The following is a 19,811-nucleotide window of genomic DNA, read 5'->3' on the forward strand; positions in this document are numbered from 1 at the left end:
CTTCAGGCCTGCCCTTCCATCGACTTACAGGCGACAATATCGACGCCGCAGTCCACGATGTTCGGAATAATGACCTCGCCCATTTTAACCGGGTGATCCAGGCGCACCGCCTTGATCGCGGTCATGGCGTCCAGCATTTTATCCTTTGGCATGGGCTCCTTCGACTTGATAGGGATCAGGCATTCCTGGCCGCCGCAGCGCACCAGAATGGTGCTGGTGAGCATTCTTTCAGGCGCTACCAGTTCCTTTTCGGCAAATTTGATCCCGCGTTTGCAGGTGTTTCCTTCAACCTTTACGACCTTGTCGCCGTCCACGGTCACCACCAGGGCGCAGCCAGACGGGCAGGTTGTGCAGCACATTGTTACTTCTTTCATATTTTTACGCCTCCTTTACAGTCACTGCCAGGGGCTCTGTAAGCGCCTCCAGCTGCTCTGCTTTCAGCTTGATTTCTTCCATGATGCTCGGGATAAACTTCCGGGCTTTCCTGCTCTCAAAGACTACCTCGCCGCCGCTTGTGATTACGGCTCGGGCATTGTCCACCGGGCGGCCCACGCGGAATTTGACAATGACATGGTCATTTTCACCTTTATAAATTTTTGAAGGCACAGTGTAACGCACAAGTCCTTCCGGCTTGACAGCGAGGGCGTCTCCTTCCTTCGCCTTGGCCGCCTTGGCGTAACGGGCAGCGCTCGCGCCGGCTTCCTCTGCCTCCATGGTAACATTGTCCACGAGGTCGTGGACATGGAGCACATTACCGCAGGCAAAAATACCGGCGACGTTTGTTTCAAGCGAGTCGTCGACCAAGGGGCCGTTCGTAACCGGGTTCAGCTCTACGCCCGCTTTTTTTGACAACTCATTTTCCGGGATCAGACCAATGGACAGTAAAAGTGTATCGCACTCTATGGTTTCTTCAGTCCCCTCTACTGGCTGAAGGTTTTCGTCAACCTTGGTGACCTCAATGGATTCGACCCGGTCACTGCCGTTGATTTTGGTAACCGTGGTGGACAGGTGCAGCGGAATATCAAAATCGTCCAGACAATTTTTAATATTACGGTACAGGCCGTTGGGGTACGGCATCAGCTCGTACACGCCCACAACGTCGATGCCCTCCAGGGTCAGGCGTCTGGCCATGATGAGGCCGATATCGCCGGAGCCCAGAATGACAACCCTGCTACCCGGTTTAAAGTTTTCCATATTCACATAGCGCTGAGCCAGGCCTGCCGTAAAAACGCCGGCCGGTCTTGATCCCGGGATCTTAATTGCCCCTCTTGTTCGCTCGCGGCAGCCCATGGCCAAAACCACGGCTCCCGCATTGAAAATGACTGTGCCTTCCTCATTGATCGCTGTGACCTTGCGGTCCTCTGTAATATCCAGGACCATGGTCTTTAAATAGCAGTCAATACCGGCTTCTTTGGCTTTATTGATAAACAGCTCGGCATATTCCGGCCCTGTCAGCTCTTCTTTAAAGTACTGAAGACCGAAACCGCTGTGAATACACTGGTTTAAGATACCGCCCAGCTCATCGTTTCTCTCGATGACCGCTACCCGGGCGCCGTTTTCCTTTGCTTTAACCGCAGCGCCCAGACCCGCAGGGCCGCCGCCGATAATGACGACATCATAATCTAAAATTTTCATTGCTCTACTCTCCTTAACCCTTCAGTTTTCCAAACAGTACCTGCGAAGCCTTTTCCTCGAAGTGGACTTCCGCTTCCGGAATCCCCAGCTCTCTGGCTAAAATCTGCATGACGCGGTACTGGCAGAAGCCGCTCTGGCAGCGGCCCATACCGGCTCTGGTCCGGCGCTTAACCGCCTCGACCGTCTTAGCGCCCACGCCCTCGTGAATGACGGCGACGATTTCGCCCTCGGTCACTGTTTCGCAGCGGCAGACGATACGGCCATAGGCCGGGTCCTTGCGGATGAGCGCGTCCTGTTCCTCGACGGACAGCTTGCTGAAATCCGGCGCGGGCTCCCGGTAAGGGTTGTAGCCCTCGCGTTTTTTGAGCTCGAGGCCCGCGTCTGCCAGCAGATCGCGGACATACTCAGCGATGGCCGGTGAGGAGGCAGCTCCGGGCGACTGAATGCCAGCTGCGTGGATAAAGCCGGGCACTGTCTCGGACTCTGCGATGTAAAAGTCATTGCCGTTGTCCAGCGCTACAGGGCGCTGGCCGGCAAAGGTACGGATAATTTTGCTGATGTCAATATCCGGCACCAGATGTCTGGCGCCAGCGATCAATTCATTAATGCCCTCGGCGTCGTTGGTCACATCTTCTTTGTCGTCCTTCATGGTGGCAGTGGAGCCGATGAGGGTGTTGCCGGAGACGGTCGGGATCAGGGCCAGGCCTTTGGTTTCCGGGCTTGGGCACGGGAACATAACCGTGCTGATGGGGGTGGAGAGCTCCTTGTCCAGCACACAGATATTGCCGTGACGGCCCTGCACGCGGTACTCGTGAATGCCTGCCAGGGCGGCCACATCGTCGGCGTGGACACCGGCGGCGTCGACCACGTAGCGGGTTCTGTAATCCCCGGCTGAGGTGCGCACGGTAAAGAGGCCGTCCTCATCCTTGGTAATGCCCAGAACCTCATGGTTTGTCAGAATGTCGGTGCCGTTATCCTTGGCGTTGTCGGCAAAGGCGATGGCGACCTCGAAGGGGTCGATCATGGTGGTGGTGTGGGCCAGCAGCGCCCCCACTGCTGCCGGGTTCATAAACGGCTCGCGGTTTCTGAGCTGCTCACCGTTGATTTTTTCTACCTGGTCAACCCCATTGACTTTGGCGTTGTCCAAAAGCTCGTCCACCTTTTTCAGGTCGGCGTCGGAATATGCGACGACCAGGGTGCCGGTATGGCGCAGGTCAAAGCCCAGTTCCTTGGAGAGCTTCGGGTACATTCTGGCGCCTGCCGGGTTCAGCTTGGCCTTCAGGGTGCCCGGATGCGGGTCGTACCCCGGGTGGACGACGCCGCCGTTTCCCTTGGTGGCGCCAATGCCCACGTCCATTCCCCGCTCCATCAGGGCTGTTTTCACATCATACTTTGCCAGCTCGTGGGCGATCCCGGTACCGGTGATGCCCCCGCCGATAATGATTACATCGTAATTTTTCATTGCAAACTCCTTAACTATACTCTTTAATACTCGTTTAACCAATTAAATAATGCCAGAGCCTAAAACTGCGTCAGAGGCCGTGAGCGCAAGGCGGCTGCCGGATAAGGGCAAGGGCGCATATTGCGCATATGTAACCGCGCCCGTTCAGGCAGCAACGCAGCGATCGCGGTCTCTGGCCGGTTTTTACCGCATGAGCATGCCGCCCGTGGCGTCAATGGTGGTCCCCGTCAGGTACCCAGCTGGCTCTGAGGCCATAAACACGACAATACCTGCGATGTCCTCGGGTTCGGCCACGCGGCCCAGAGGAATACGGCTTTCGTAGTAGCCGGGCTTGTTCTCGCGGGATTCCTTTGTCATGTCGGTGGCGACAATGCCCAGGGCGACGCCGTTAACCGTGATCCCCCTGGGGGAAAGCTCTCTGGCCATGGAGATGGTCAGGGCCACCATGCCGGCCTTACTGGCCGCGTAGTGGGCATGGCCGGTGGTGGAGCCGTTAAAAGCGGCCTGGGAATTGATGTTGATGATCCTGCCCGGACGTCCCTTGTCCAGATTGGATTTCGCAAAATACTGAGAGGTTAAAAATGGCCCGGTCAGGTTGACGTCCAGCGATCGTTGCCAGTCCTCAAGCGGGATTTCCTGGCACCAGCCCTGGAGCCAGATGCCTGCGTTGTTGACCAGAATGTCCAGATCGCCCAGAAGCCGTTCGGCTTCCTGCATAAAGGCCAGCGTGCTCTCAGAGGACCCGAGGTCGGCCGCCAGCGCGGTGGCTTTGACGCCGTAGCTTTCTGCTTCCTTTGCCACTTCTTCGATGGCAGCTCCCATACGGCTGGCGCAGATGACGAGGTTAACCCCTTCCTTTGCCAGTCCCAGTGCAATGGCCCGTCCCACGCCCCTGGAGGCTCCGGTGACCACTGCGTTTTTTCCTTTTAATTTTAAATCCATTTTTGCACCCCTTTTTTTGTCAATTGGAAATTGAAAGTGGAAAACGAGCGGCTTTTGCTGTCCTTTTCCATTTTCAGTTTTCAACTTTTTTCTGTGAGGGATGGTGCGCCGGTCCGGTACACCATCCCCCTTTCAATTGTTTACAGATAATCCAGAAATTTTTATTTCAAACTTGGAGCATTTCTGGATTATCTGCATTTGCTTCATTGCCGGACGACCGCTCACGCTCCTTCGTCCTACCGGTTTCTTTCAGAAACCGGATTCAGCTTTCACAGATAATCCAAAATTTTTATTTCAAACTTGGAGCATTTCTGGATTATCTGCATTTGCTTCATTGCCGGACGACCGCTCACGCTCCTTCGTCCTACCGGTTTCTTTCAGAAACCGGATTCAGCTTTCACAGATAATCCAAAATTTTTATTTCAAACTTGGAGCATTTCTGGATTATCTGCATTTGCTTCATTGCCGGACGACCGCTCACGCTCCTTCGTCCTACCGGTTTCTTTCAGAAACCGGATTCAGCTTTCACAGATAATCCAAAATTTTTATTTCAAACTTGGAGCATTTCTGGATTATCTGCATTTGCTTCATTGCCGGACGACCGCTCACGCTCCTTCGTCCTACCGGTTTCTTTCAGAAACCGGATTCAGCTTCAATATTCGTCCCAGATCGGGTCAAGGGCTTCGATGACTTTTTTGTACCGCGCGTATTTTTTGTCATACTCGGCGAATTTTTCCGGGTTTGGTTCGGCGGTGTACATAATGTCGACCATGGACTCGGACGCGGACTGGAAGGAATCAAAGGTTCCGGTGGCGATACCGGCGCAGATGGCTGAGCCTAAGGCGCCGAGCTCCTGGCTTCTGGCCACTTCAATAGGCACCTGAAGGATATCGGCAAACATCTGAACCCAGATTTCGGATTTGGCCACGCCGCCGGCCATACGGATCATCTTGGGCTGGTCTCTGAACTTGAGCAGCTTTTCGATGTGGTATTTGTGGCAGAATACAATGCCTTCGTAGACCGCGCGCAGCAGGTTTTCGCGGGTGTGCCAGGATTGCAGCCCGATAAAGGCGCCCTTGGCGTTGATGTTAACATTGCTGCCGAACAGGAAGGGCAGGAATACCACGCCGCAGTCCTGATCGCCGATGCCGTCCACACACTTGTTGGAATATTCGTAGATGTCCTTGTCGCCCAGGTTCACGTCTTTCAGGATTTCTGCCAGGAACCATTCGAGGTTGCTGGCAGAGGTCGGGCTGCCTTCCAGGATCATCCAGTAGCCCGGCATGGTGTAGATCGAGGTCATGAACAGGTCCTTATCCACCACTGGCTTTTTGCTGATGTACTCGTTAATGCTCCAGGTACCTGCCACCACACACATTTTTTCTTCATCGGTGATGCCCACAGCCATGGCGGAGGCGTGGATGTCCATACAGCCGCCGGCCACTGGTGTTCCAGCCTTTAAGCCGGTCAGCCCTGCCACGTCCTCGGTGATGTAGCCGCAGATTTCGCCGGAATACTTGAGCGGCGGCAGCTTGTCATAAATGCTTTCGAGGCCCATGTCGGCCAGCAGGTCCTTGTCGTAGCAGACGTCGCGGACGTTCATGAGGCTGGAGCCCGACATATCGGCGATTTCACCGTAGGCTTCGCCTGTCAGCTTATAGCGGATATAGTCCTTGCACATGAAAATCCACTGGGTATTTTCCAGTACGTCCGGGCGGTTATCCATGAACCAGCGGAGCAGTGTGGTCGGCTGGCCAGCCCATACAGACTGCATGGTCTTTGGCAGGATTTTTTCAAAGGTGCCGTCCTTCATCCAGTCAATGGCGTACTGCTTGCCTCTGGAGTCGGTTGAGATCATCCCGTTGTAGGGCGCTCTCCCGTCATACCCCATAAGGTACATGCCGTTGCCGTGGCCGGTGGCGGCCACGCCCAATACTTCTTCACCGCTGATGCCGGACTGTTCCAGCACTGCGCGGATCGCGCCGACATTGGCGGCCCACATTTCTTCACAATCTCTTTCGGTAAAACCAGGCGCTGGCTGGTACATTTCTGTTTTCCGGCTGGAAACCGCGATTTCCTTACCGTTCAGGTCGTACAGCGCCGCCTTTGTCATTGTCCCCCCGTTGTCTAAACCAAGTAAATATTTTCCCATTGTTTTTAACCCCTTTCATGGATCTATATTTTCGGCTTTTAGCCGATGGTTCACAATTTTCCGGGCCTGTCTGCAGGCCCGGTCCCCCAAAATAATACGAAAAAAAGTCCCGCTTAATAAACCCACAGTCTTACACCCCTTGTGCACTGTGTGTCTATTAAGCAGGACTCACCAAAAACCATCCATGCATTACTATTTTGTTTTTAAAAGTTTACCAGAAAGCCTTTTTGCTGATGGTGATCCCTGCGAAACCGGCATGCTGTACCTTTTCGATCATCTCAGCGGTCTGGATAAAGCCTCCTGCCAACAGCGGAATCCGGGATACCCGTTTCAGCTCGTCTATAAAACCGAGGGCCGCTACGGCGGGCAGCACTTCGGCTGCGTCGACCTTGGCGGATTCCAGAATCCTCAGGCTGGTATCAAAGCCCCTTGAATCGACAATGAAGAAACGCTGCACTGTTACCAGGCCGCACCGCTTGGCCATGCCGAGCTTGGTGCTGTCGGTCGACATCACGCCGTCCACCCTGTAATAGTTTTTCAGCAGCTTCATGCCCACCTGGTCACGTCCAAAGCCTCCGAGAAGCTCCAGGTTTACCCAGGCGTCCTTGCCGCTCCGGTGGACCATCTCCACCAGGGACTGCAGATTGGCGATATTGGCTTCGGTCAGGAGGACGATCTCCCTCGAACTTTTGAGGGCCACCTCTAAATCATTAAGCCGTCTGATGGACGGGATCATTTGAAATTTTCCAAAGTCAATTTTACTCATAGTCACTCACCAATTGTCTAAATATTATCACAGAAAAATGAAAGCGTCAACAGAAAAATCGAAAAATAAAAAAAGCCCCGAAGGGCTTCAAAACGGATCACAGATTTTTCGGCAATTCTTTATTCTGGCCGGATATTGCCGAAAAATCTGCGTTTGCTTCGTTACCGGGCGTCCGCTGACGCTCCTACACCCTACCGTTTTTTACAAAAACGGACTCAGCTTTAGAGCCAGTCTTTTGATTTTTCGACGGCTTTGCACCACTGGGTATACAGGGCTTCTCTTGTCGCTTCGTCCATCTGCGGGGTAAAGACGCGGTCCGCTTCCCACAGGGCTTTGATCTGGTCTTCGTTTTCGAAGATGCCGCAGCCGAGGCCGGCCAGGTAGCAGGCGCCAAGGGCGGTGGTTTCAATATCTTTTGGTCTTATAACGTTACAGTTCAGGATATCGGCCTGGAACTGCATGAGGAAATCATTCTGAGCGGCGCCGCCGTCAACCTTCAGCTCTTTGAGCTTGACGCCGGAGTTCCGTTCCATTTCTTCGAGCAGGTCACGGGTCTGGTAAGCCATGGATTCGAGGGCCGCGCGGGCCATCTGTTCCTTGGTGGTGGCGGCGGTGATGCCGATCATCATGCCGCGGGCGTTCATGTTCCAGTGCGGTGCGCCCAGGCCGGTGAAGGCCGGTACAAAGTACAGGCCGCCGTTGTCCGGAATGCTTTCGGCCATGGCTTCGGTGTCCGCTGCCTTTTCACAGATATTGACCTTATCGCGCAGCCACTGGATAACCTGTCCGGCGATGAGGATGCTGGCACCCATGGAATATTTGACCTTGCCGTCCTTGCCCCAGGCAACGGTCAGCAGGCCTTTTTCGGTTTCCGGTGCTTTGTCGCCGGTAAACATAAGCGGCACTGCGCTGGTGCCGTAGGTATTTTTCGCGGTTCCTTCTTCAAAGCAGGCTTGTCCGAACAGGGCTGCGGACTGGTCGCCGGCAATACCGGTGATTGGGATTTCTGCGCCAAACCATTCAGGATCGGCATAGCCGAAAAGCCCTACGGATTCCTTGACTTCCGGGAAGATCTTCCAAGGCAGGTCCAGCATGTCCATGAGCTCGTCGTCCCATTTCAGTTCATAGGAATTAAAGACCATGGTTCTGGCAGCGTTGGAGTAATCGGTGGCGTGTACCTTGCCCTTTGTCAGGTTCCACAGCAGCCAGGAATCAATGGTGCCGAAGAGCAGGTCGCCGTTTTCAGCTTTTTCCTGGGCGGCCGGGACATTGTCTAAGACCCAGCGGATCTTGGTGGCTGAGTAGGTGGGGTCGATTACAAGACCCGTCTTCTTATTGACCATGTCGTTGTGGCCCTTTTCGATCAGGCCCTGACAAATTTCGGTGGTACGGCGGCAGCCCCAGACGATGGAATTGTGCACTGGCACGCCGGTGTTCTTATCCCACAGGGTTGTGGTTTCACGCTGGTTGGTGATGCCGATGGCTGCGATGTCTTTTCCTTCCAGGCCAGCCTTTTTAATGGCGTTGCGCGCGGTTTTCAAGGTCACGTTCCAGACGGTCAGACCGCTCTGGTCCCACCATCCGGACTGTGGGAAAAACTGTTCGTATTCCTCATAATCCAGCGCGATGGCCTTCCCCTGTTCGTTGTATACAATCCCCCTTGAACCAGTGGTTCCCTGGTCCATAACCAAAATATACTTGCTCATACTTACAACCTCCTATAGCTCATAAATAATCTTTTTCAAGATTGTATATCATAAATCCAGATTTGTAAACGCTTGTTTTTCAGAAATTCAAAAGCTATTCCGCTGAAACCCTGATAAACACTTGTTAAATTTGCATTTTATTTTTTTTAGAACAAGAAAAAAAGAGCCGTAATGGCTCCGTTATATCAAAAGATTGGGCAGTGGCGAATCCGCCGGTGCTCTGCCTTTCATCCGGACAGATAAAATGGGCCAAGCCCGTCTGCCGGCTCCTCTTTTTTACGCTCAGTAAAAAGGCGCTGCCGCTCTGGGATTTTTAATGTCCCGCAAGCTGGAGAAAGACGTACATGAGCAGTACGCCCAGGATGATCATATAGTTGACATGGTGTTGTTCCTCGTCCTGGTAAATTTTGGGGAGCAGCTCGTCGAAAACCAGGTAGAGCATGATGCCGCCCGTCATGGCGAGAAGCACTCCCTGAAATGCGGTTGTAATAAACGGCATTAAAATTAAATAGCACACAATGGCCAGCAGAGCCTCGGCCACCGCCAGGCCGCCGATGAGCAGAAGGCACTTTTTCTGGCTGCATTCCAGGGTTTCGAGCTGGGCGATGATGACAAAGCCAATGGGGATATTGTGCAGGCCGATGACAATGATCATAAACCAGGCCAGAACCGGATCTGCATTTCCTGCAACCAGGATGGACAGCAGCTCGAAGAGGCTGTGAAACCCAAAGGCCGCCAGAATAATGTAGACCAGCTGGTGATGCCCGTGGTGTTCCCGCTCGCCGGGCACCAGGTCGTGGTGGTGCTGAACCGGGATCATTTTCTCGAACAGGATAATAAACAGGGCGCCGCCGGTCAGGGCAGCGGCCATAACCCACAGCGGGGCGTCAAAGGCCTCCTCTAAGATTTCGTGAGCCTCGGGGATAATGCCGAAAAAGATAATGCCCAGCAGAAAACCGCCGGACAGGCCCAGCAAAAGACCGATGCTTTTTGGATATTTTTTGTTTAAGGTGACAAATATGTAGCCGCCTACCAGCATCATAGCGGCCGCTACTAAAACGCCAAAATAGATCTGTATCATAAAAACTCCTGTTGTTTTCTTCGTCTTATCTTAATTATATGCCCTTTTTGGGAGGGTTAAAAGAGAAAATATTGCGTTTTTGGGGATGATCTGTTTTAAATATACCCCAAATAGGATATAATAATAACGAGGTGATGATATGAAACACGAATATAACAAATTAGTACGAGACAAAATCCCTGATATCATTCGAGAAAGCGGCAGAAGCTGCGATTACAAAATTCTTAGTGATGCAGAAGTTTTAGATGCCTTGAAGGATAAGCTTATCGAAAAGGCCAATATTTTCGCCGAACGTCCTTCTGAGGATGAAATCTCCGACATCTACGAGCTTATCGACGCCATTGTGGAAAAATTCGACTATGAACCCATGCACATCGATTATCTCAAGCTCCAGAACAAGGAGACCAAGGGCACCTATTCCGGCAACACTTTCCTGATTTCCGCAGATGACGGGAACTAGAGAACCCAAATTTTTAATTTGGTGTGAATCAGTTTCGCAGATAGCATCGGTTTGTTTCGTTTAAAAAACAAATCCAACAAACCGTGGGATATCTGTGTTCCTTATTGAAAAACGGTATTCAAAGCGGTCAAAGACCGCTTTTTTTAGTGGATCGTTTCGGATCAACGCTCCATTAAAAACGCGTTCTCGATATGGTTGATGGCATACGACGCTTCGGGGTTTCCTGAAATCTCCACCACGTCGAAGCGCACATTCCAGTCAAAGAGGCTGTTCTCCTGCAAATACCACAGCGCGGTCCTGATCATGCGCTGCTGCCTGCGGTAGTCCACCGCCTGGGCCGGGGTGCCGTAGGCGTCGGTGGTCCGCAGCTTGACCTCTGTAAAGACCACCGTCTCCCCAACCTGGCTGATCAGGTCGATCTCCCCGGTCGCTTTGCGGTAATTGCGCGCCCGTAGGACATGGCCCTTTTCTTTAAGATAGCGGGCCGCGATGGCCTCACCGCGGTCGCCCTTTTGTTTATTGTCTTTTTTCACGCCGTTTTCCCTGCTCTGCCCTACACAAAATTCTTAACAAATGACCGTCTATGTATGGGGGTAAGCCCGTACTTTTTGATGGCGGCAATGTGCTCGGCAGTGCCGTAGCCCACATTTCGGTCAAAACCGTATTCGGGGTACTGCTCGTGGTACGCGTGCATGAGCTTATCCCGGTATACCTTGGCCACAATGCTGGCCGCGGCGATGGAATAACAGGTGGCGTCGCCGTGGACAATGCCTCTTACTTCGGCCTGTGTCTCGATGGTGAGGGCGTCGATGAGCATGAGGTCGGGCTGGGGGTCCAGCTGGCTGACAGCCTCGCCCATGGCGCTTTTGGTGGCCTCAAGGATGTTCATGGCGTCGATCTGCTCCGGGGTGCGCAGGCCAATGGTGACGGACAGGGCCTCGGCGCGGATCTGCGCATCCAGGGTTTCGCGCATTTTGGCGGAGAGCTTTTTGGAGTCGTCTACGTGCAGAATGGCGGAGTCCCTGGGCAGGATAACGGCCGCGCACACCACCGGGCCTGCCAGCGGGCCGCGGCCCACCTCGTCGCTGCCGCCGATCCTCTGGAAGCCCTCGCCGTAAAAACCTTCCTCGACAGCCTTCATCCGGGCCGTTTTCCGGACAGCGGCGCAGTGCTTTTCGTACTGGCGCGCCAAGCTCTGTCCCTGCTTTTTAACCGCGGCGCGGCTGTCCTGTGAAAGCACCTGTGCCAGGGCGGGATAGTCGTTTATATCCACACTCTGGCACAGTTCTCTGACAGCCTTTGCCGTCATGCTAGCAATTTGTTCTGGGTTAACGCTGGTCAATGGTGATTCTCCCAACCTTTCCGTTTTTAAAATCATTCAGGAGCATTTCACTGGTCCTGAAGTAGTCGTACTCGCCCCCGCGCAGAAGGAGCCCCCGGCTCTTTGCGACCGCGTCGAAGATTTCGGGCAGGCGCTTGTCTTCAAGGTCGATTTTATACAGGGCGGCTACGTCCTGCGGGTAGTGCCCGACCAGGAATTTGAGCAGGTCGGCGGCGATGTTTTCTTTTTCAAAAATGGTGTCCTTGATGGAGCCGATCCAGGCCAGGTGAACGCCGACCGCGGGGTCCTCGAACTTAGGCCAGAGGATACCCGGTGTATCGAGCAGCATGAGGCCGTCGGGCGCAGTGAGCCACTGCTGGCCTTTAGTCACGCCGGGCTTGTTGCCGATCTGGGTCTTTTTCTTGCCGATCAGGGAGTTGATGATGGTGCTCTTGCCCACGTTGGGAATCCCGCAGATCAGGCATTTGAGCTGCTTTTTATCCTTGGGGTTCAGGCTTCTGAGTTTGGCGACCAGCTCGGGCTTTTTCTTCTGGTCGAAGGCGTTGTAGAGCATGACCTCGTCCACGCCGTCTCTGCCCTTCAGGTAGTCGGCCCATTTCTGGTTCTGGTCGGGGTCGGCCAGGTCGGCCTTGTTCAGGAGCACCAGGTGCCTTTTATGCTCGGTGTACTGGTCGATATCGGGGTTCTTGCTGGCGATGGGCAGGCGGGCGTCCAGCACCTCGACCACGATGTCGATGAGCTTAAGCTTCTCGCGGATCTGGCGGCTGGCCTTGGCCATATGGCCCGGGTACCACTGGATTGCATCGTTCTTTTCCATATCAGCTCACCGATCCAAACTTGTCAAAGGGCCAGAACCTAAAGAACACGTGGCCCACGATGTCCTTGCGGTCCACAAAGCCCAGGCTTGTGAAGCGGCTGTCGGAGCTGTTGGCCCGGTTGTCGCCCATGACAAAATAGGTGCCCTCGGGCACCGTTACCTCTGGGAAATCGCCGTAGGGGTCGGTGTTCACATAGGGCTCGTCGATGGGCTCCCCGTTAACGTAAACGACCTGGTCCTTGATGGCGATGGTGTCGCCGCCCTTGGCGATAACGCGCTTGACGTATTCCACGCTGCTTGAATAATTTAAGATCACGATGTCGCCGTAATCGGGCTCGCCCAGGCGGTACTCAATTTTATTGATGATGAGGCGGTCGCCGTTTTCCAGCGTGGGGTGCATAGAGCTTCCCTGCACCAGTACAAAATCAAAGAGAAACATCTTGATGACGAAGGCCAGCACCACAGCGATGATGATGGACTGTATCCACTCTCTGGCTTCGGAATGTTCCTTTTTCACTTTGCGGTTTTCATTCTGACTCACAGAATCACTTCCTTTACATACAAAATAAGGGGCCTACAGGCCCCCTCTCGTTTTTACCGTCTTTCTTTGACTTTTGCTGCTTTACCAACTCTGTCGCGCAGGTAGTTGAGTTTTGCTCTTCTGACCTTACCACGTCTGGTAACTTCAACTTTTTCAATTTTTGGTGAGTGCACCGGGAAGGTTCTTTCGACGCCTACGCCGGAAGAAATCTTTCTTACGGTAAAGGTTTCTTTGACGCCGCCGTGCTGTTTTTTCAGTACAACGCCTTCAAAAATCTGAATTCTTTCACGCTTACCTTCAATAACGCGTACGTGGACCTTTACGGTGTCCCCTACGTTAAATTCCGGTTTTTCTGCTTTCATGTTTTCCTGTTCGATTTTTTTGATAATATCCATCTCACAGCCTCCTTCAGTTCGTTTTTTGATGTTCGTATATGAAGCCCATACAGAGGACCATCTCTTGATTTCGCATACTATGATAGTATACCCTAAGACAAAATATTTGGCAAGCTGTTTTTGAAATTTTATGGCGGAAAATCAGGTGATCTCGACGTGGACGTAGCCCTCGCTGTAGTGGGGCAGGATATTCAGCCCGACGGCCTGGGCCGCGGCGGCCACCTCGCCCACGGATACGCCGGGGCAGTAGAGATCAGCGGCGGCGCCCCGCTTATGAAAGGACCAGGACACGCCGCCTACTTCCTCGTTGCGCGCCTCACAGCGCACGCCGGAGGTGATGATGACCGGGCGGCCCAGACCGGTTCGCAGGGCCTCGACCTTTTCCAGCAGCTCGGGCTCCATGCTGTGGGGATAGCCGTCACAATCGCCCGCGCAGTCACAGGCGTACTCCCACAGGGCGAAGTGCTCGCTGGCCATGAGCTCCTGGGCAGGGGGCGTCTCAGGGGGCGGGCTGTCCGGCGGGGCTTCGGGCGGCGGGGCTGTGTCTGCCGGGGGATCGGTGGTATCTGCCGGTGCTTCGGGGCTGGCCTGTCCGGGGGCGCCTGGCGGGGCTTCTGTCTGCCCGCCCGCCTGGCCTGTCTGGGCCTGCCCTGGTGCTATGGGCGTCTGCCTCACCGGCCCGGCTGTCAGGCTGGTGAGAAACAGTACGCCGGTGACGGCTGCTGTGAGCAGGATCGCCATTCGGATTTTTTGGTGCTTCATCAGGGCTTTACACCTCGGTCTTGCGGACGATTTTGTCCACATACTGGAAGCCGAACAGGCTGTCGAGGTTGACGCCGTCTGGTACAAAGAGCTTCTTGGCCACAATGATGGCCGCGGCGGTCTCGATCTGCTCCTGGGTAAGGTCTGCCAGGTAGTCAGGCAGGCTCAGGGTATAGCGGTCGCCGTTTGTCAGGTTAAATTCGAGTTCAAGGGTTTTGGTGGTGATGGTTTCCATTTTGTTTGTTCTCCTTTTTCTTTTTATTCGTTCGTCTGGGAAATGCCGTAGGTCATGACCACGTTGCGGGAATCAATGATGGGCTCCATCAGGCTGCCCATGGCGCGGCTGGTCTCGTATACGGCCTCTGGGGTGGCTACGGCCTCGTCCAGGGTGATGTCGCTGTAGGTTTTTGTTTTCCTTTTAATCTTAGTTAATGCAAAAAATCGCATAAAAAAAGCACGACAACATGCGTGCTCAATGAATTCCTATACTATATAGTAGATTAGTTGATTAGATTAACCCTCTTCTTAAACTCCCGTACAACTTCCTCAACCGTCAGTCCCTGAAGTTGATCCTGTGTTTGCTGGATGACGCCTGTCACAACACCCTCCATATAGTAGATATTTAAATAATACCCCTTGTACTCCTGTGCATTAATCAATCTGCTCACCTCGACCATTTTCAAAAGCTTTCATGCATTTTCTTGCGCATTCCTCACATATGTTTATCCTCGATTCCGTGACAAGAACCCGTTGATCTTCTGTTTCAACCTTACCACAAAAACTACATTTTATTTTTTCGTCCGTTTTTCTCATGAAATTCCGCTCCTGTTCCTCGTCAATGTTATTCAGTATATCTTACCCATTGTAACCTGTCAAAAGAGAAAAGATCATATTCGTTTTAAAGACATTCTAAAAAAACTCCCGATCCATAGACCGGGAGCTCTAAAAAAGGAAAAGTTAATGGGGAGAGTAATTTGTATTTTAAAAAGTAAGAGGTATGTGTGTTCGAGATTATTTATACCCCCGCTAAGTAGGTTCTAAACAATAAAATAGCCGCCACCAGGGGAGGTCGGCAGCGGCTTACCAGTAAAGAGTTTCTTATAGAAGATTCCTCTCGAATAAAATGATACTACGGTTTCCTAAAGTTTACATAAAAAACCCCCTCGCCGAAGCAAGGGGTGCCCCCGATAGGCCGTTTTGGATCGGGCAGGTCTGTTATTAAACAATTTTTTCAATCCCGTTAGTCTGAATTAAAAAACTAATTCCTTTTTCGAGCTCCATTACATTTTTAGTGTTTTGGGACAGAATTCCTAGCAAGGAATTGAATTCTTGGCTATTTCTATCATTAGGTTCTGTATAAAGAAAAACAGCTTCATATTTCCCTTCCACATTTAGTTCATCTGCGATATATGACCAATTTCTTGCTGATGCAAGTTGCCTCTTCAGCGTTTCTCTATCTTTAAAATCAAATATTTTCACACAATATTTGCCTGTAATGAAATCAAATTTTATATCATCATTATAAGTTCCTTTAAGTGTTTTTAAACTATAAGTGTTTCCCGTTGATTTTATCAAATTCTTAATTACTTTTAATTCGTCTTCTTCACTTAACCTTTCATTTCGAGCGAAGTCATGCTTCAAGAGCACTTTTGTAGTATTCTCTATAAAATTTTCATCTTCGGTTTTACATGTAGTAATTTTATAGAATTTCAACTCACCTACAAATGATTTTATAAAATTCTCAATAACAAAACTTGTATTTAAATAAAACATTTCTGTTTCTACTTGTGCTTTCAGTCCAGCTAAATAAGCTTTCATAAACGAAACATCTATATCGTCATTAAATGCTCGAAGTCTCTTGAAGTTCTTTATTCCATTAAAGGTTCTTTCGCCAGTTGTTAAATTATGAAACAATACCCCTACACAAAGACACTCTTCGGATACGGCAACATTGTTATACAAATACAACTGTACATATTTTATTGTATTTTCCATATCTTTCTCCTTCCTTGTGTGGTCTACTTAACACTGTTCATAATTAATTCACAAAAATCATCTATATGTTTTAAGCGATAATCCAAATATTTAGCCAAAGCAGCTAAATCTTCAGCACAGCATCTCCATTCGTCTGGAATATCCGCTATTATATCACAAATTATATCATAACTCAGTTTTGTTTTGAATACCTCTGATGCCTCATTTAGCTTTTCTTTTTCTAGCCTATTGTTATACATAAATAATTCATAACACTTTTCATTAGATCTTAGAATATTAACATCTTTGATGTCATGATTAGAAATACCGCTGTTTAAATCTCTAGCACACCATATCGTTTCATTTTTAAAAACATGTGTGTGATCAATAACATATAAATGACTGTCTTTTTTTGATAATCGCGTTAATAGATTCCCCATATTTCTATCTTTATTGTAAATTAGATGATCAAAAAGAATTAATTTATAAAAATCATCGCAATTATCTAATTTTTTTATAATTCCGGCATTAAGTATAACTGCGTTCATAAGGTACTGAGACCCAAAACATAACCCTATATTTTCTGGCTTTAACAGATTTTCTTCATCGATAGTATTCTCATCGATAATGCACGGCTCACCGTGGGGAATTCGCAACCCAATTATTTTAGCCAAATGATAGCAAACAAATTCATTTAATAAAACGAGGTTACCCATTACATTGTTGAACAGTTTAATAACAACATATGAATCATCATCCAATATCGCTCGAAGCGGTTCTGTACACCCATTCCCCAATGGATATTCTACTTTTTTTACATGATTATACCCCAAAGTACCCCCTCCAAGCAAAGTATGATACCCTTAATTATAGTACAATTGTAAAAAAACGTAAACACTTAATTAAAAATAAAAAAACAGCCGCCCCGAAGGACGGCCTGAATCTGTTAAATTCCTAACGCAGCTCTTGTCGCATTTCCAACAATACCATCCACAACAAGACCGTTCTTCGCCTGGAAGTCTCTAATTGCCAGATCAGTCTGCTGCCCAACAGCACCATCCACATGCAAGTCATATCCCTTAGCAACCAACGCTTCCTGCACTTGCCGGATTTCTCCCATCAGCGCAGCATCGGACAGTGGCCCATAAATACCATCCACTACCAGTCCATGGAAACTTTGCAATCTGCGAACCGCATATTCCGTTGCTGGGCCAAAGTCATCATCAATGACCAGCTCGTTCCCGTTCTGATCCTCATAAGCCATCGCTCGGAGATCGCGCTGCATCTGGCCAACAACAATATTCATGTCTCCAAAACGGCAGTCAATATCGCCTTCTGCCTCCGTCGAAATCGGCGGATTCATGATGTTCTGATCGGGCGCCGCGGTAGCACCTGAACCGTCATAAGGCAGTCCAAAATAATCCATAACACCGCAAGCAAGGGCGAAACCATAAGCCGCCGCCTTGTCCCTCAGAACCCCGATATCCTGCCGGATGCTGCCGGTCTCGAAGATAACCGCGGGCATGTTAGTATTGCTTACCTCGTAGTCCGCACGCTGCAAAATACCACGTGTTCCAATCGGAATCCTCGCACGTACGGCATTGTCCAAACACTGTGCCAACCGGATACCTTCCACACTGCCCGGGTAAACAATCGGATAGGTGCCGCTCGGTGCCTGGTTCCAATCACAGTGCACCGAAAAATAAATTCTTGCATCGGCATTGTTCGCATCTCGCACCGTGTAGGTCATGTTACGATCATTGCCCGTGTCCACGTCAGATTCAACCGACAAACCCCAGGCACGCAGCTGGTTGACACAAGCCCGTACAATCGGCCCCATCAGGCCAGCCTCTGTATAACCTCCGTCCGTACAGCCGCAATCTGGCGTGCCATCGGTTTGGATTCCGTGTCCCCAGGCAGGGAATACATCAATGCTCATTATTCTTTACCTCCGTTATTTTCTAATACTTCTTTTGCTGTTTCCTGAATACTTGTTTTTGCCAGACTCACACCGCTGTCCGCCGTCTTAGGCGTGGTAGGATCTACCAGCACACCCCAGGCCGCCAGAAGCATCAACACTGCGTTCACAGCGTCCTGAATAGGGCCGAAGTCGATAGTTAACCCAAACAGTGGCGCAATACTCTGCCCAAAAACAACCAAGGCCGACAGCATACCGGCCCAAAATGGTAAACTCTTCAATCGTATTTTCCAGTTAATGTTCATTTTCTTTTTCCTCCAGTTTTGTAATGCGTTTATCGTGATCGACAAACTTGTCATCGTGTTCCTCCAGCCATTCAAACATGCGCTGATGGCTTTTGCCATTGGACTCTTTAAAGTCATCAATAAATTTTCGAAGCTCCTTCAGGGTCACATTTAACTCTGTCGTGCTTTTTGCGTAGCTGTAGGCAATCCCGACAAAAATCGCGACAAAGCTCACCAGCGCCGCGATGATGCCGAAAACCTGCCACTCGGTCATTGGCCCTTACCTCCTTTTTGCATATTAAAAGGGCCTTTCGGCCCTATTTCACATAATACAATGTCCATCCGCTGACATCCGTCAACGTACTTTCTGCCCAAACATAGACGTTTCCATCTGCATCAATACGGGATTGGAAAGCGCCACGTACTCCCTGCGCCCCTGGGGTTACGATACTAGCTTCCGGCCGATATCCCGAAGGGACTGTCAATACTTTTGTCCACGTTTGAGCTTGAATAAGCCCCGAAAGGGTAAAAGAAAGCCAGCAAAAATGGCCGACGGCATTATAGATTAATTTATTGACATAGCCTGATACCTTTGAAAAGCCTGATGCCAATGTGAAATCCAGCTGTTTTATTGTTCCATCAATCTGTTCGGGATCTGTTTTTGCATGCTGCTCAAGCCATGAACCGTCTGTCTGTTTTTCATATTCGGTATACTGTTTAATGGGCATCTTTTATTCCTCCAGCATAAACTCAAGGGCCTGGAATACTTCCAGACTTAAGTCATGGGTAGCGGTTTCTAAAATGGCTTCCGGCACGGTGTGGATCGGTACGTCATTTTCAATGCTCAGAAGATCAATGAGCTCTTTCTGATAAGCATCGCCGCCCTCTGGGTATTCTTCCTGTAATTTTGTGAATTCCTCAAAATAACAGTCATATTCTTTAATAAAGGCCTTTCTGTTTTTGTTTAAAGCGTATGAAGCCTTTGCGGGCAGACGCACGGCGATAATTTCACCGATCTGGTTGATGTGATTGATGATTTCCTGATTGGTCATTTTGACAGTATTCATTATTCTGTAACCTCCTGGCTATTGTTTTTCTCTGCGATCATTTCATCCTGGATATTATATACGTATGTTTCAAAGTCCGCCTGGTCTTTCATCGCCTGACCCCGATTGGCTTTGTACAGGGCCTGGCTTAAAATAGAACGCCCCATATCCATTGTTTCTGGGGCGTCGCTGTTAATATTGGCATAAAACTGGCAGATACGGTCGTCCCCGACTTTTGAATATTCATTGATATTGATGGTTTTTGTTTTTCCGTCTAACATTTTAATTTTCCTCCATTGTATTGATTAATTGTTTTTGAACGCTATAAACGTATGCTGTAAAATCAGATTCGTCTTTTAAAACCTGCTCTTGATTTTGATAATACCGTGTTGAATCGAATACTTTTCTGCCAATATCAAGATCATAAGGGCTATTTTTGTTTAGAACTGCGTGAAACTCGCAGATGTCTTCTAAATCAATCCGCGAAAACTCAGTAATGTATATTTTAATACTTTTACCAGACAACAT

Annotated in this window: 28 protein-coding genes; 1 reads left to right on the plus strand and 27 read right to left on the minus strand. The window is 50.3% G+C overall.

What is annotated here, in order from left to right:
• Window positions 1-2: 2 nt before the first annotated feature.
• From B2M23_RS20655 to B2M23_RS20690, 8 genes are all read right to left on the minus strand, one after another.
• On the minus strand, window positions 3-374 hold the full coding sequence (locus tag B2M23_RS20655; RefSeq protein WP_038351206.1) for a DUF1667 domain-containing protein: 372 nt from the start codon (window positions 372-374) through the stop codon (window positions 3-5).
• Between the two features lie 4 nt (window positions 375-378).
• Window positions 379-1,635, minus strand: coding sequence for an NAD(P)/FAD-dependent oxidoreductase (locus B2M23_RS20660; RefSeq protein WP_038351205.1), 1,257 nt, complete (start codon window positions 1,633-1,635; stop codon window positions 379-381).
• A 13-nt stretch (window positions 1,636-1,648) separates the two neighbouring features.
• A complete protein-coding gene (locus tag B2M23_RS20665) occupies window positions 1,649-3,097 on the minus strand; it encodes an NAD(P)/FAD-dependent oxidoreductase (RefSeq protein ID WP_038351204.1) in 1,449 nt (482 codons plus the stop codon).
• A 183-nt stretch (window positions 3,098-3,280) separates the two neighbouring features.
• Complete coding sequence (locus B2M23_RS20670) at window positions 3,281-4,039, minus strand: SDR family NAD(P)-dependent oxidoreductase (RefSeq protein ID WP_038351203.1); 759 nt, start codon at window positions 4,037-4,039, stop codon at window positions 3,281-3,283.
• A gap of 652 nt (window positions 4,040-4,691) precedes the next feature.
• Window positions 4,692-6,191, minus strand: coding sequence for an FGGY-family carbohydrate kinase (locus B2M23_RS20675; protein ID WP_013381167.1), 1,500 nt, complete (start codon window positions 6,189-6,191; stop codon window positions 4,692-4,694).
• A 211-nt stretch (window positions 6,192-6,402) separates the two neighbouring features.
• Entirely contained in the window at window positions 6,403-6,957 is a 555-nt protein-coding gene (locus tag B2M23_RS20680) for a glycerol-3-phosphate responsive antiterminator (protein ID WP_013381168.1), read from the minus strand.
• 221 nt (window positions 6,958-7,178) lie between these two features.
• Complete coding sequence (glpK, locus tag B2M23_RS20685; RefSeq protein WP_038351202.1) at window positions 7,179-8,663, minus strand: glycerol kinase GlpK; 1,485 nt, start codon at window positions 8,661-8,663, stop codon at window positions 7,179-7,181.
• 313 nt (window positions 8,664-8,976) lie between these two features.
• The gene (locus B2M23_RS20690; protein ID WP_038351201.1) at window positions 8,977-9,744 is read right to left on the minus strand and encodes a ZIP family metal transporter; all 768 of its coding nucleotides are present in this window, start codon (window positions 9,742-9,744) and stop codon (window positions 8,977-8,979) included.
• Window positions 9,745-9,883: 139 nt separating this feature from the next.
• On the opposite strand from B2M23_RS20690, the gene B2M23_RS20695 reads away from it, so the two are divergent.
• Window positions 9,884-10,204: a nucleoside triphosphate pyrophosphohydrolase gene (locus tag B2M23_RS20695; protein ID WP_038351200.1), complete on the plus strand. Its 321-nt coding sequence runs from the start codon at window positions 9,884-9,886 to the stop codon at window positions 10,202-10,204.
• A gap of 161 nt (window positions 10,205-10,365) precedes the next feature.
• Here B2M23_RS20695 and B2M23_RS20700 read toward each other — a convergent pair whose 3' ends face one another.
• The 19 genes from B2M23_RS20700 to B2M23_RS20780 form a co-directional block, all read right to left on the minus strand.
• Window positions 10,366-10,737 carry a YraN family protein gene (locus B2M23_RS20700; RefSeq protein WP_038351199.1) on the minus strand — a complete coding sequence of 124 codons (372 nt, stop codon included), beginning with the start codon at window positions 10,735-10,737 and terminating at the stop codon, window positions 10,366-10,368.
• Window positions 10,738-10,757: 20 nt separating this feature from the next.
• Window positions 10,758-11,546, minus strand: a complete 789-nt coding sequence (locus B2M23_RS20705; protein ID WP_081571328.1) for a ribonuclease HII — start codon at window positions 11,544-11,546, stop codon at window positions 10,758-10,760.
• Window positions 11,533-12,363: a ribosome biogenesis GTPase YlqF gene (gene ylqF, locus B2M23_RS20710; protein WP_038351198.1), complete on the minus strand. Its 831-nt coding sequence runs from the start codon at window positions 12,361-12,363 to the stop codon at window positions 11,533-11,535. Before ylqF ends, B2M23_RS20705 begins: the two co-directional genes overlap by 14 nt.
• 1 nt (window position 12,364) lies before the next feature.
• Window positions 12,365-12,904: a signal peptidase I gene (lepB, locus tag B2M23_RS20715; RefSeq protein WP_013381176.1), complete on the minus strand. Its 540-nt coding sequence runs from the start codon at window positions 12,902-12,904 to the stop codon at window positions 12,365-12,367.
• Window positions 12,905-12,957: 53 nt separating this feature from the next.
• Window positions 12,958-13,299: a 50S ribosomal protein L19 gene (rplS, locus tag B2M23_RS20720; RefSeq protein WP_013381177.1), complete on the minus strand. Its 342-nt coding sequence runs from the start codon at window positions 13,297-13,299 to the stop codon at window positions 12,958-12,960.
• A gap of 141 nt (window positions 13,300-13,440) precedes the next feature.
• Entirely contained in the window at window positions 13,441-14,148 is a 708-nt protein-coding gene (locus B2M23_RS20725; RefSeq protein WP_242945846.1) for a YcbK family protein, read from the minus strand.
• On the minus strand, window positions 14,069-14,296 hold the full coding sequence (locus tag B2M23_RS20730; protein WP_038351197.1) for a DUF2922 domain-containing protein: 228 nt from the start codon (window positions 14,294-14,296) through the stop codon (window positions 14,069-14,071). The genes B2M23_RS20725 and B2M23_RS20730 overlap by 80 nt, the downstream gene beginning before the upstream one ends.
• 23 nt (window positions 14,297-14,319) lie before the next feature.
• Window positions 14,320-14,508, minus strand: a complete 189-nt coding sequence (locus tag B2M23_RS20735) for a hypothetical protein (RefSeq protein WP_081571329.1) — start codon at window positions 14,506-14,508, stop codon at window positions 14,320-14,322.
• A gap of 53 nt (window positions 14,509-14,561) precedes the next feature.
• On the minus strand, window positions 14,562-14,720 hold the full coding sequence (locus B2M23_RS21385) for a hypothetical protein (RefSeq protein WP_167617966.1): 159 nt from the start codon (window positions 14,718-14,720) through the stop codon (window positions 14,562-14,564).
• Window positions 14,713-14,874, minus strand: coding sequence for a ClpX C4-type zinc finger protein (locus B2M23_RS21845; protein ID WP_081571330.1), 162 nt, complete (start codon window positions 14,872-14,874; stop codon window positions 14,713-14,715). Before B2M23_RS21845 ends, B2M23_RS21385 begins: the two co-directional genes overlap by 8 nt.
• A gap of 405 nt (window positions 14,875-15,279) precedes the next feature.
• Window positions 15,280-16,056, minus strand: coding sequence for a hypothetical protein (locus B2M23_RS20745; protein ID WP_038354255.1), 777 nt, complete (start codon window positions 16,054-16,056; stop codon window positions 15,280-15,282).
• A 23-nt stretch (window positions 16,057-16,079) separates the two neighbouring features.
• Window positions 16,080-16,868 (minus strand): HipA family kinase, encoded by a 789-nt coding sequence (locus B2M23_RS20750; protein ID WP_038354254.1) that lies wholly within the window; start codon window positions 16,866-16,868, stop codon window positions 16,080-16,082.
• A gap of 113 nt (window positions 16,869-16,981) precedes the next feature.
• Window positions 16,982-17,974: an N-acetylmuramoyl-L-alanine amidase gene (locus B2M23_RS20755; protein WP_052237509.1), complete on the minus strand. Its 993-nt coding sequence runs from the start codon at window positions 17,972-17,974 to the stop codon at window positions 16,982-16,984.
• Entirely contained in the window at window positions 17,974-18,234 is a 261-nt protein-coding gene (locus tag B2M23_RS21390; protein ID WP_167617968.1) for a phage holin, read from the minus strand. Before B2M23_RS21390 ends, B2M23_RS20755 begins: the two co-directional genes overlap by 1 nt.
• A 13-nt stretch (window positions 18,235-18,247) precedes the next feature.
• The gene (locus tag B2M23_RS21395) at window positions 18,248-18,511 is read right to left on the minus strand and encodes a hypothetical protein (RefSeq protein WP_038354252.1); all 264 of its coding nucleotides are present in this window, start codon (window positions 18,509-18,511) and stop codon (window positions 18,248-18,250) included.
• A gap of 43 nt (window positions 18,512-18,554) precedes the next feature.
• Window positions 18,555-18,965 carry a hypothetical protein gene (locus B2M23_RS20765; protein ID WP_038354251.1) on the minus strand — a complete coding sequence of 137 codons (411 nt, stop codon included), beginning with the start codon at window positions 18,963-18,965 and terminating at the stop codon, window positions 18,555-18,557.
• Between the two features lie 3 nt (window positions 18,966-18,968).
• Window positions 18,969-19,304 (minus strand): hypothetical protein, encoded by a 336-nt coding sequence (locus B2M23_RS20770; protein WP_038354250.1) that lies wholly within the window; start codon window positions 19,302-19,304, stop codon window positions 18,969-18,971.
• Window positions 19,304-19,564, minus strand: coding sequence for a hypothetical protein (locus B2M23_RS20775; RefSeq protein WP_038354249.1), 261 nt, complete (start codon window positions 19,562-19,564; stop codon window positions 19,304-19,306). Before B2M23_RS20775 ends, B2M23_RS20770 begins: the two co-directional genes overlap by 1 nt.
• A 1-nt stretch (window position 19,565) precedes the next feature.
• A complete protein-coding gene (locus B2M23_RS20780) occupies window positions 19,566-19,811 on the minus strand; it encodes a hypothetical protein (RefSeq protein ID WP_038354248.1) in 246 nt (81 codons plus the stop codon).

Source organism: Eubacterium limosum, assembly GCF_000807675.2.
Classification (GTDB): Bacteria; Bacillota; Clostridia; order Eubacteriales; family Eubacteriaceae; genus Eubacterium; species Eubacterium limosum.

What these genes read in the sequence shown, in the direction of transcription:
- B2M23_RS20655 (WP_038351206.1), bottom strand. Translation starts at nt 374, where the DNA reads ATGAAAGAAGTAACAATGTGCTGCACAACCTGCCCGTCTGGCTGCGCC.
- B2M23_RS20660 (WP_038351205.1), bottom strand. Translation starts at nt 1,635, where the DNA reads ATGAAAATTTTAGATTATGATGTCGTCATTATCGGCGGCGGCCCTGCG.
- B2M23_RS20665 (WP_038351204.1), bottom strand. Translation starts at nt 3,097, where the DNA reads ATGAAAAATTACGATGTAATCATTATCGGCGGGGGCATCACCGGTACC.
- B2M23_RS20670 (WP_038351203.1), bottom strand. Translation starts at nt 4,039, where the DNA reads ATGGATTTAAAATTAAAAGGAAAAAACGCAGTGGTCACCGGAGCCTCC.
- B2M23_RS20675 (WP_013381167.1), bottom strand. Translation starts at nt 6,191, where the DNA reads ATGGGAAAATATTTACTTGGTTTAGACAACGGGGGGACAATGACAAAG.
- B2M23_RS20680 (WP_013381168.1), bottom strand. Translation starts at nt 6,957, where the DNA reads ATGAGTAAAATTGACTTTGGAAAATTTCAAATGATCCCGTCCATCAGA.
- glpK (WP_038351202.1), bottom strand. Translation starts at nt 8,663, where the DNA reads ATGAGCAAGTATATTTTGGTTATGGACCAGGGAACCACTGGTTCAAGG.
- B2M23_RS20690 (WP_038351201.1), bottom strand. Translation starts at nt 9,744, where the DNA reads ATGATACAGATCTATTTTGGCGTTTTAGTAGCGGCCGCTATGATGCTG.
- B2M23_RS20695 (WP_038351200.1), top strand. Translation starts at nt 9,884, where the DNA reads ATGAAACACGAATATAACAAATTAGTACGAGACAAAATCCCTGATATC.
- ylqF (WP_038351198.1), bottom strand. Translation starts at nt 12,363, where the DNA reads ATGGAAAAGAACGATGCAATCCAGTGGTACCCGGGCCATATGGCCAAG.
- rplS (WP_013381177.1), bottom strand. Translation starts at nt 13,299, where the DNA reads ATGGATATTATCAAAAAAATCGAACAGGAAAACATGAAAGCAGAAAAA.
- B2M23_RS20730 (WP_038351197.1), bottom strand. Translation starts at nt 14,296, where the DNA reads ATGGAAACCATCACCACCAAAACCCTTGAACTCGAATTTAACCTGACA.
- B2M23_RS20735 (WP_081571329.1), bottom strand. Translation starts at nt 14,508, where the DNA reads ATGCGATTTTTTGCATTAACTAAGATTAAAAGGAAAACAAAAACCTAC.
- B2M23_RS21845 (WP_081571330.1), bottom strand. Translation starts at nt 14,874, where the DNA reads ATGAGAAAAACGGACGAAAAAATAAAATGTAGTTTTTGTGGTAAGGTT.
- B2M23_RS20745 (WP_038354255.1), bottom strand. Translation starts at nt 16,056, where the DNA reads ATGGAAAATACAATAAAATATGTACAGTTGTATTTGTATAACAATGTT.
- B2M23_RS20755 (WP_052237509.1), bottom strand. Translation starts at nt 17,974, where the DNA reads ATGAGCATTGATGTATTCCCTGCCTGGGGACACGGAATCCAAACCGAT.
- B2M23_RS21395 (WP_038354252.1), bottom strand. Translation starts at nt 18,511, where the DNA reads ATGACCGAGTGGCAGGTTTTCGGCATCATCGCGGCGCTGGTGAGCTTT.
- B2M23_RS20765 (WP_038354251.1), bottom strand. Translation starts at nt 18,965, where the DNA reads ATGCCCATTAAACAGTATACCGAATATGAAAAACAGACAGACGGTTCA.
- B2M23_RS20770 (WP_038354250.1), bottom strand. Translation starts at nt 19,304, where the DNA reads ATGAATACTGTCAAAATGACCAATCAGGAAATCATCAATCACATCAAC.
- B2M23_RS20775 (WP_038354249.1), bottom strand. Translation starts at nt 19,564, where the DNA reads ATGTTAGACGGAAAAACAAAAACCATCAATATCAATGAATATTCAAAA.
- B2M23_RS20780 (WP_038354248.1), bottom strand. Translation starts at nt 19,811, where the DNA reads ATGTTGTCTGGTAAAAGTATTAAAATATACATTACTGAGTTTTCGCGG.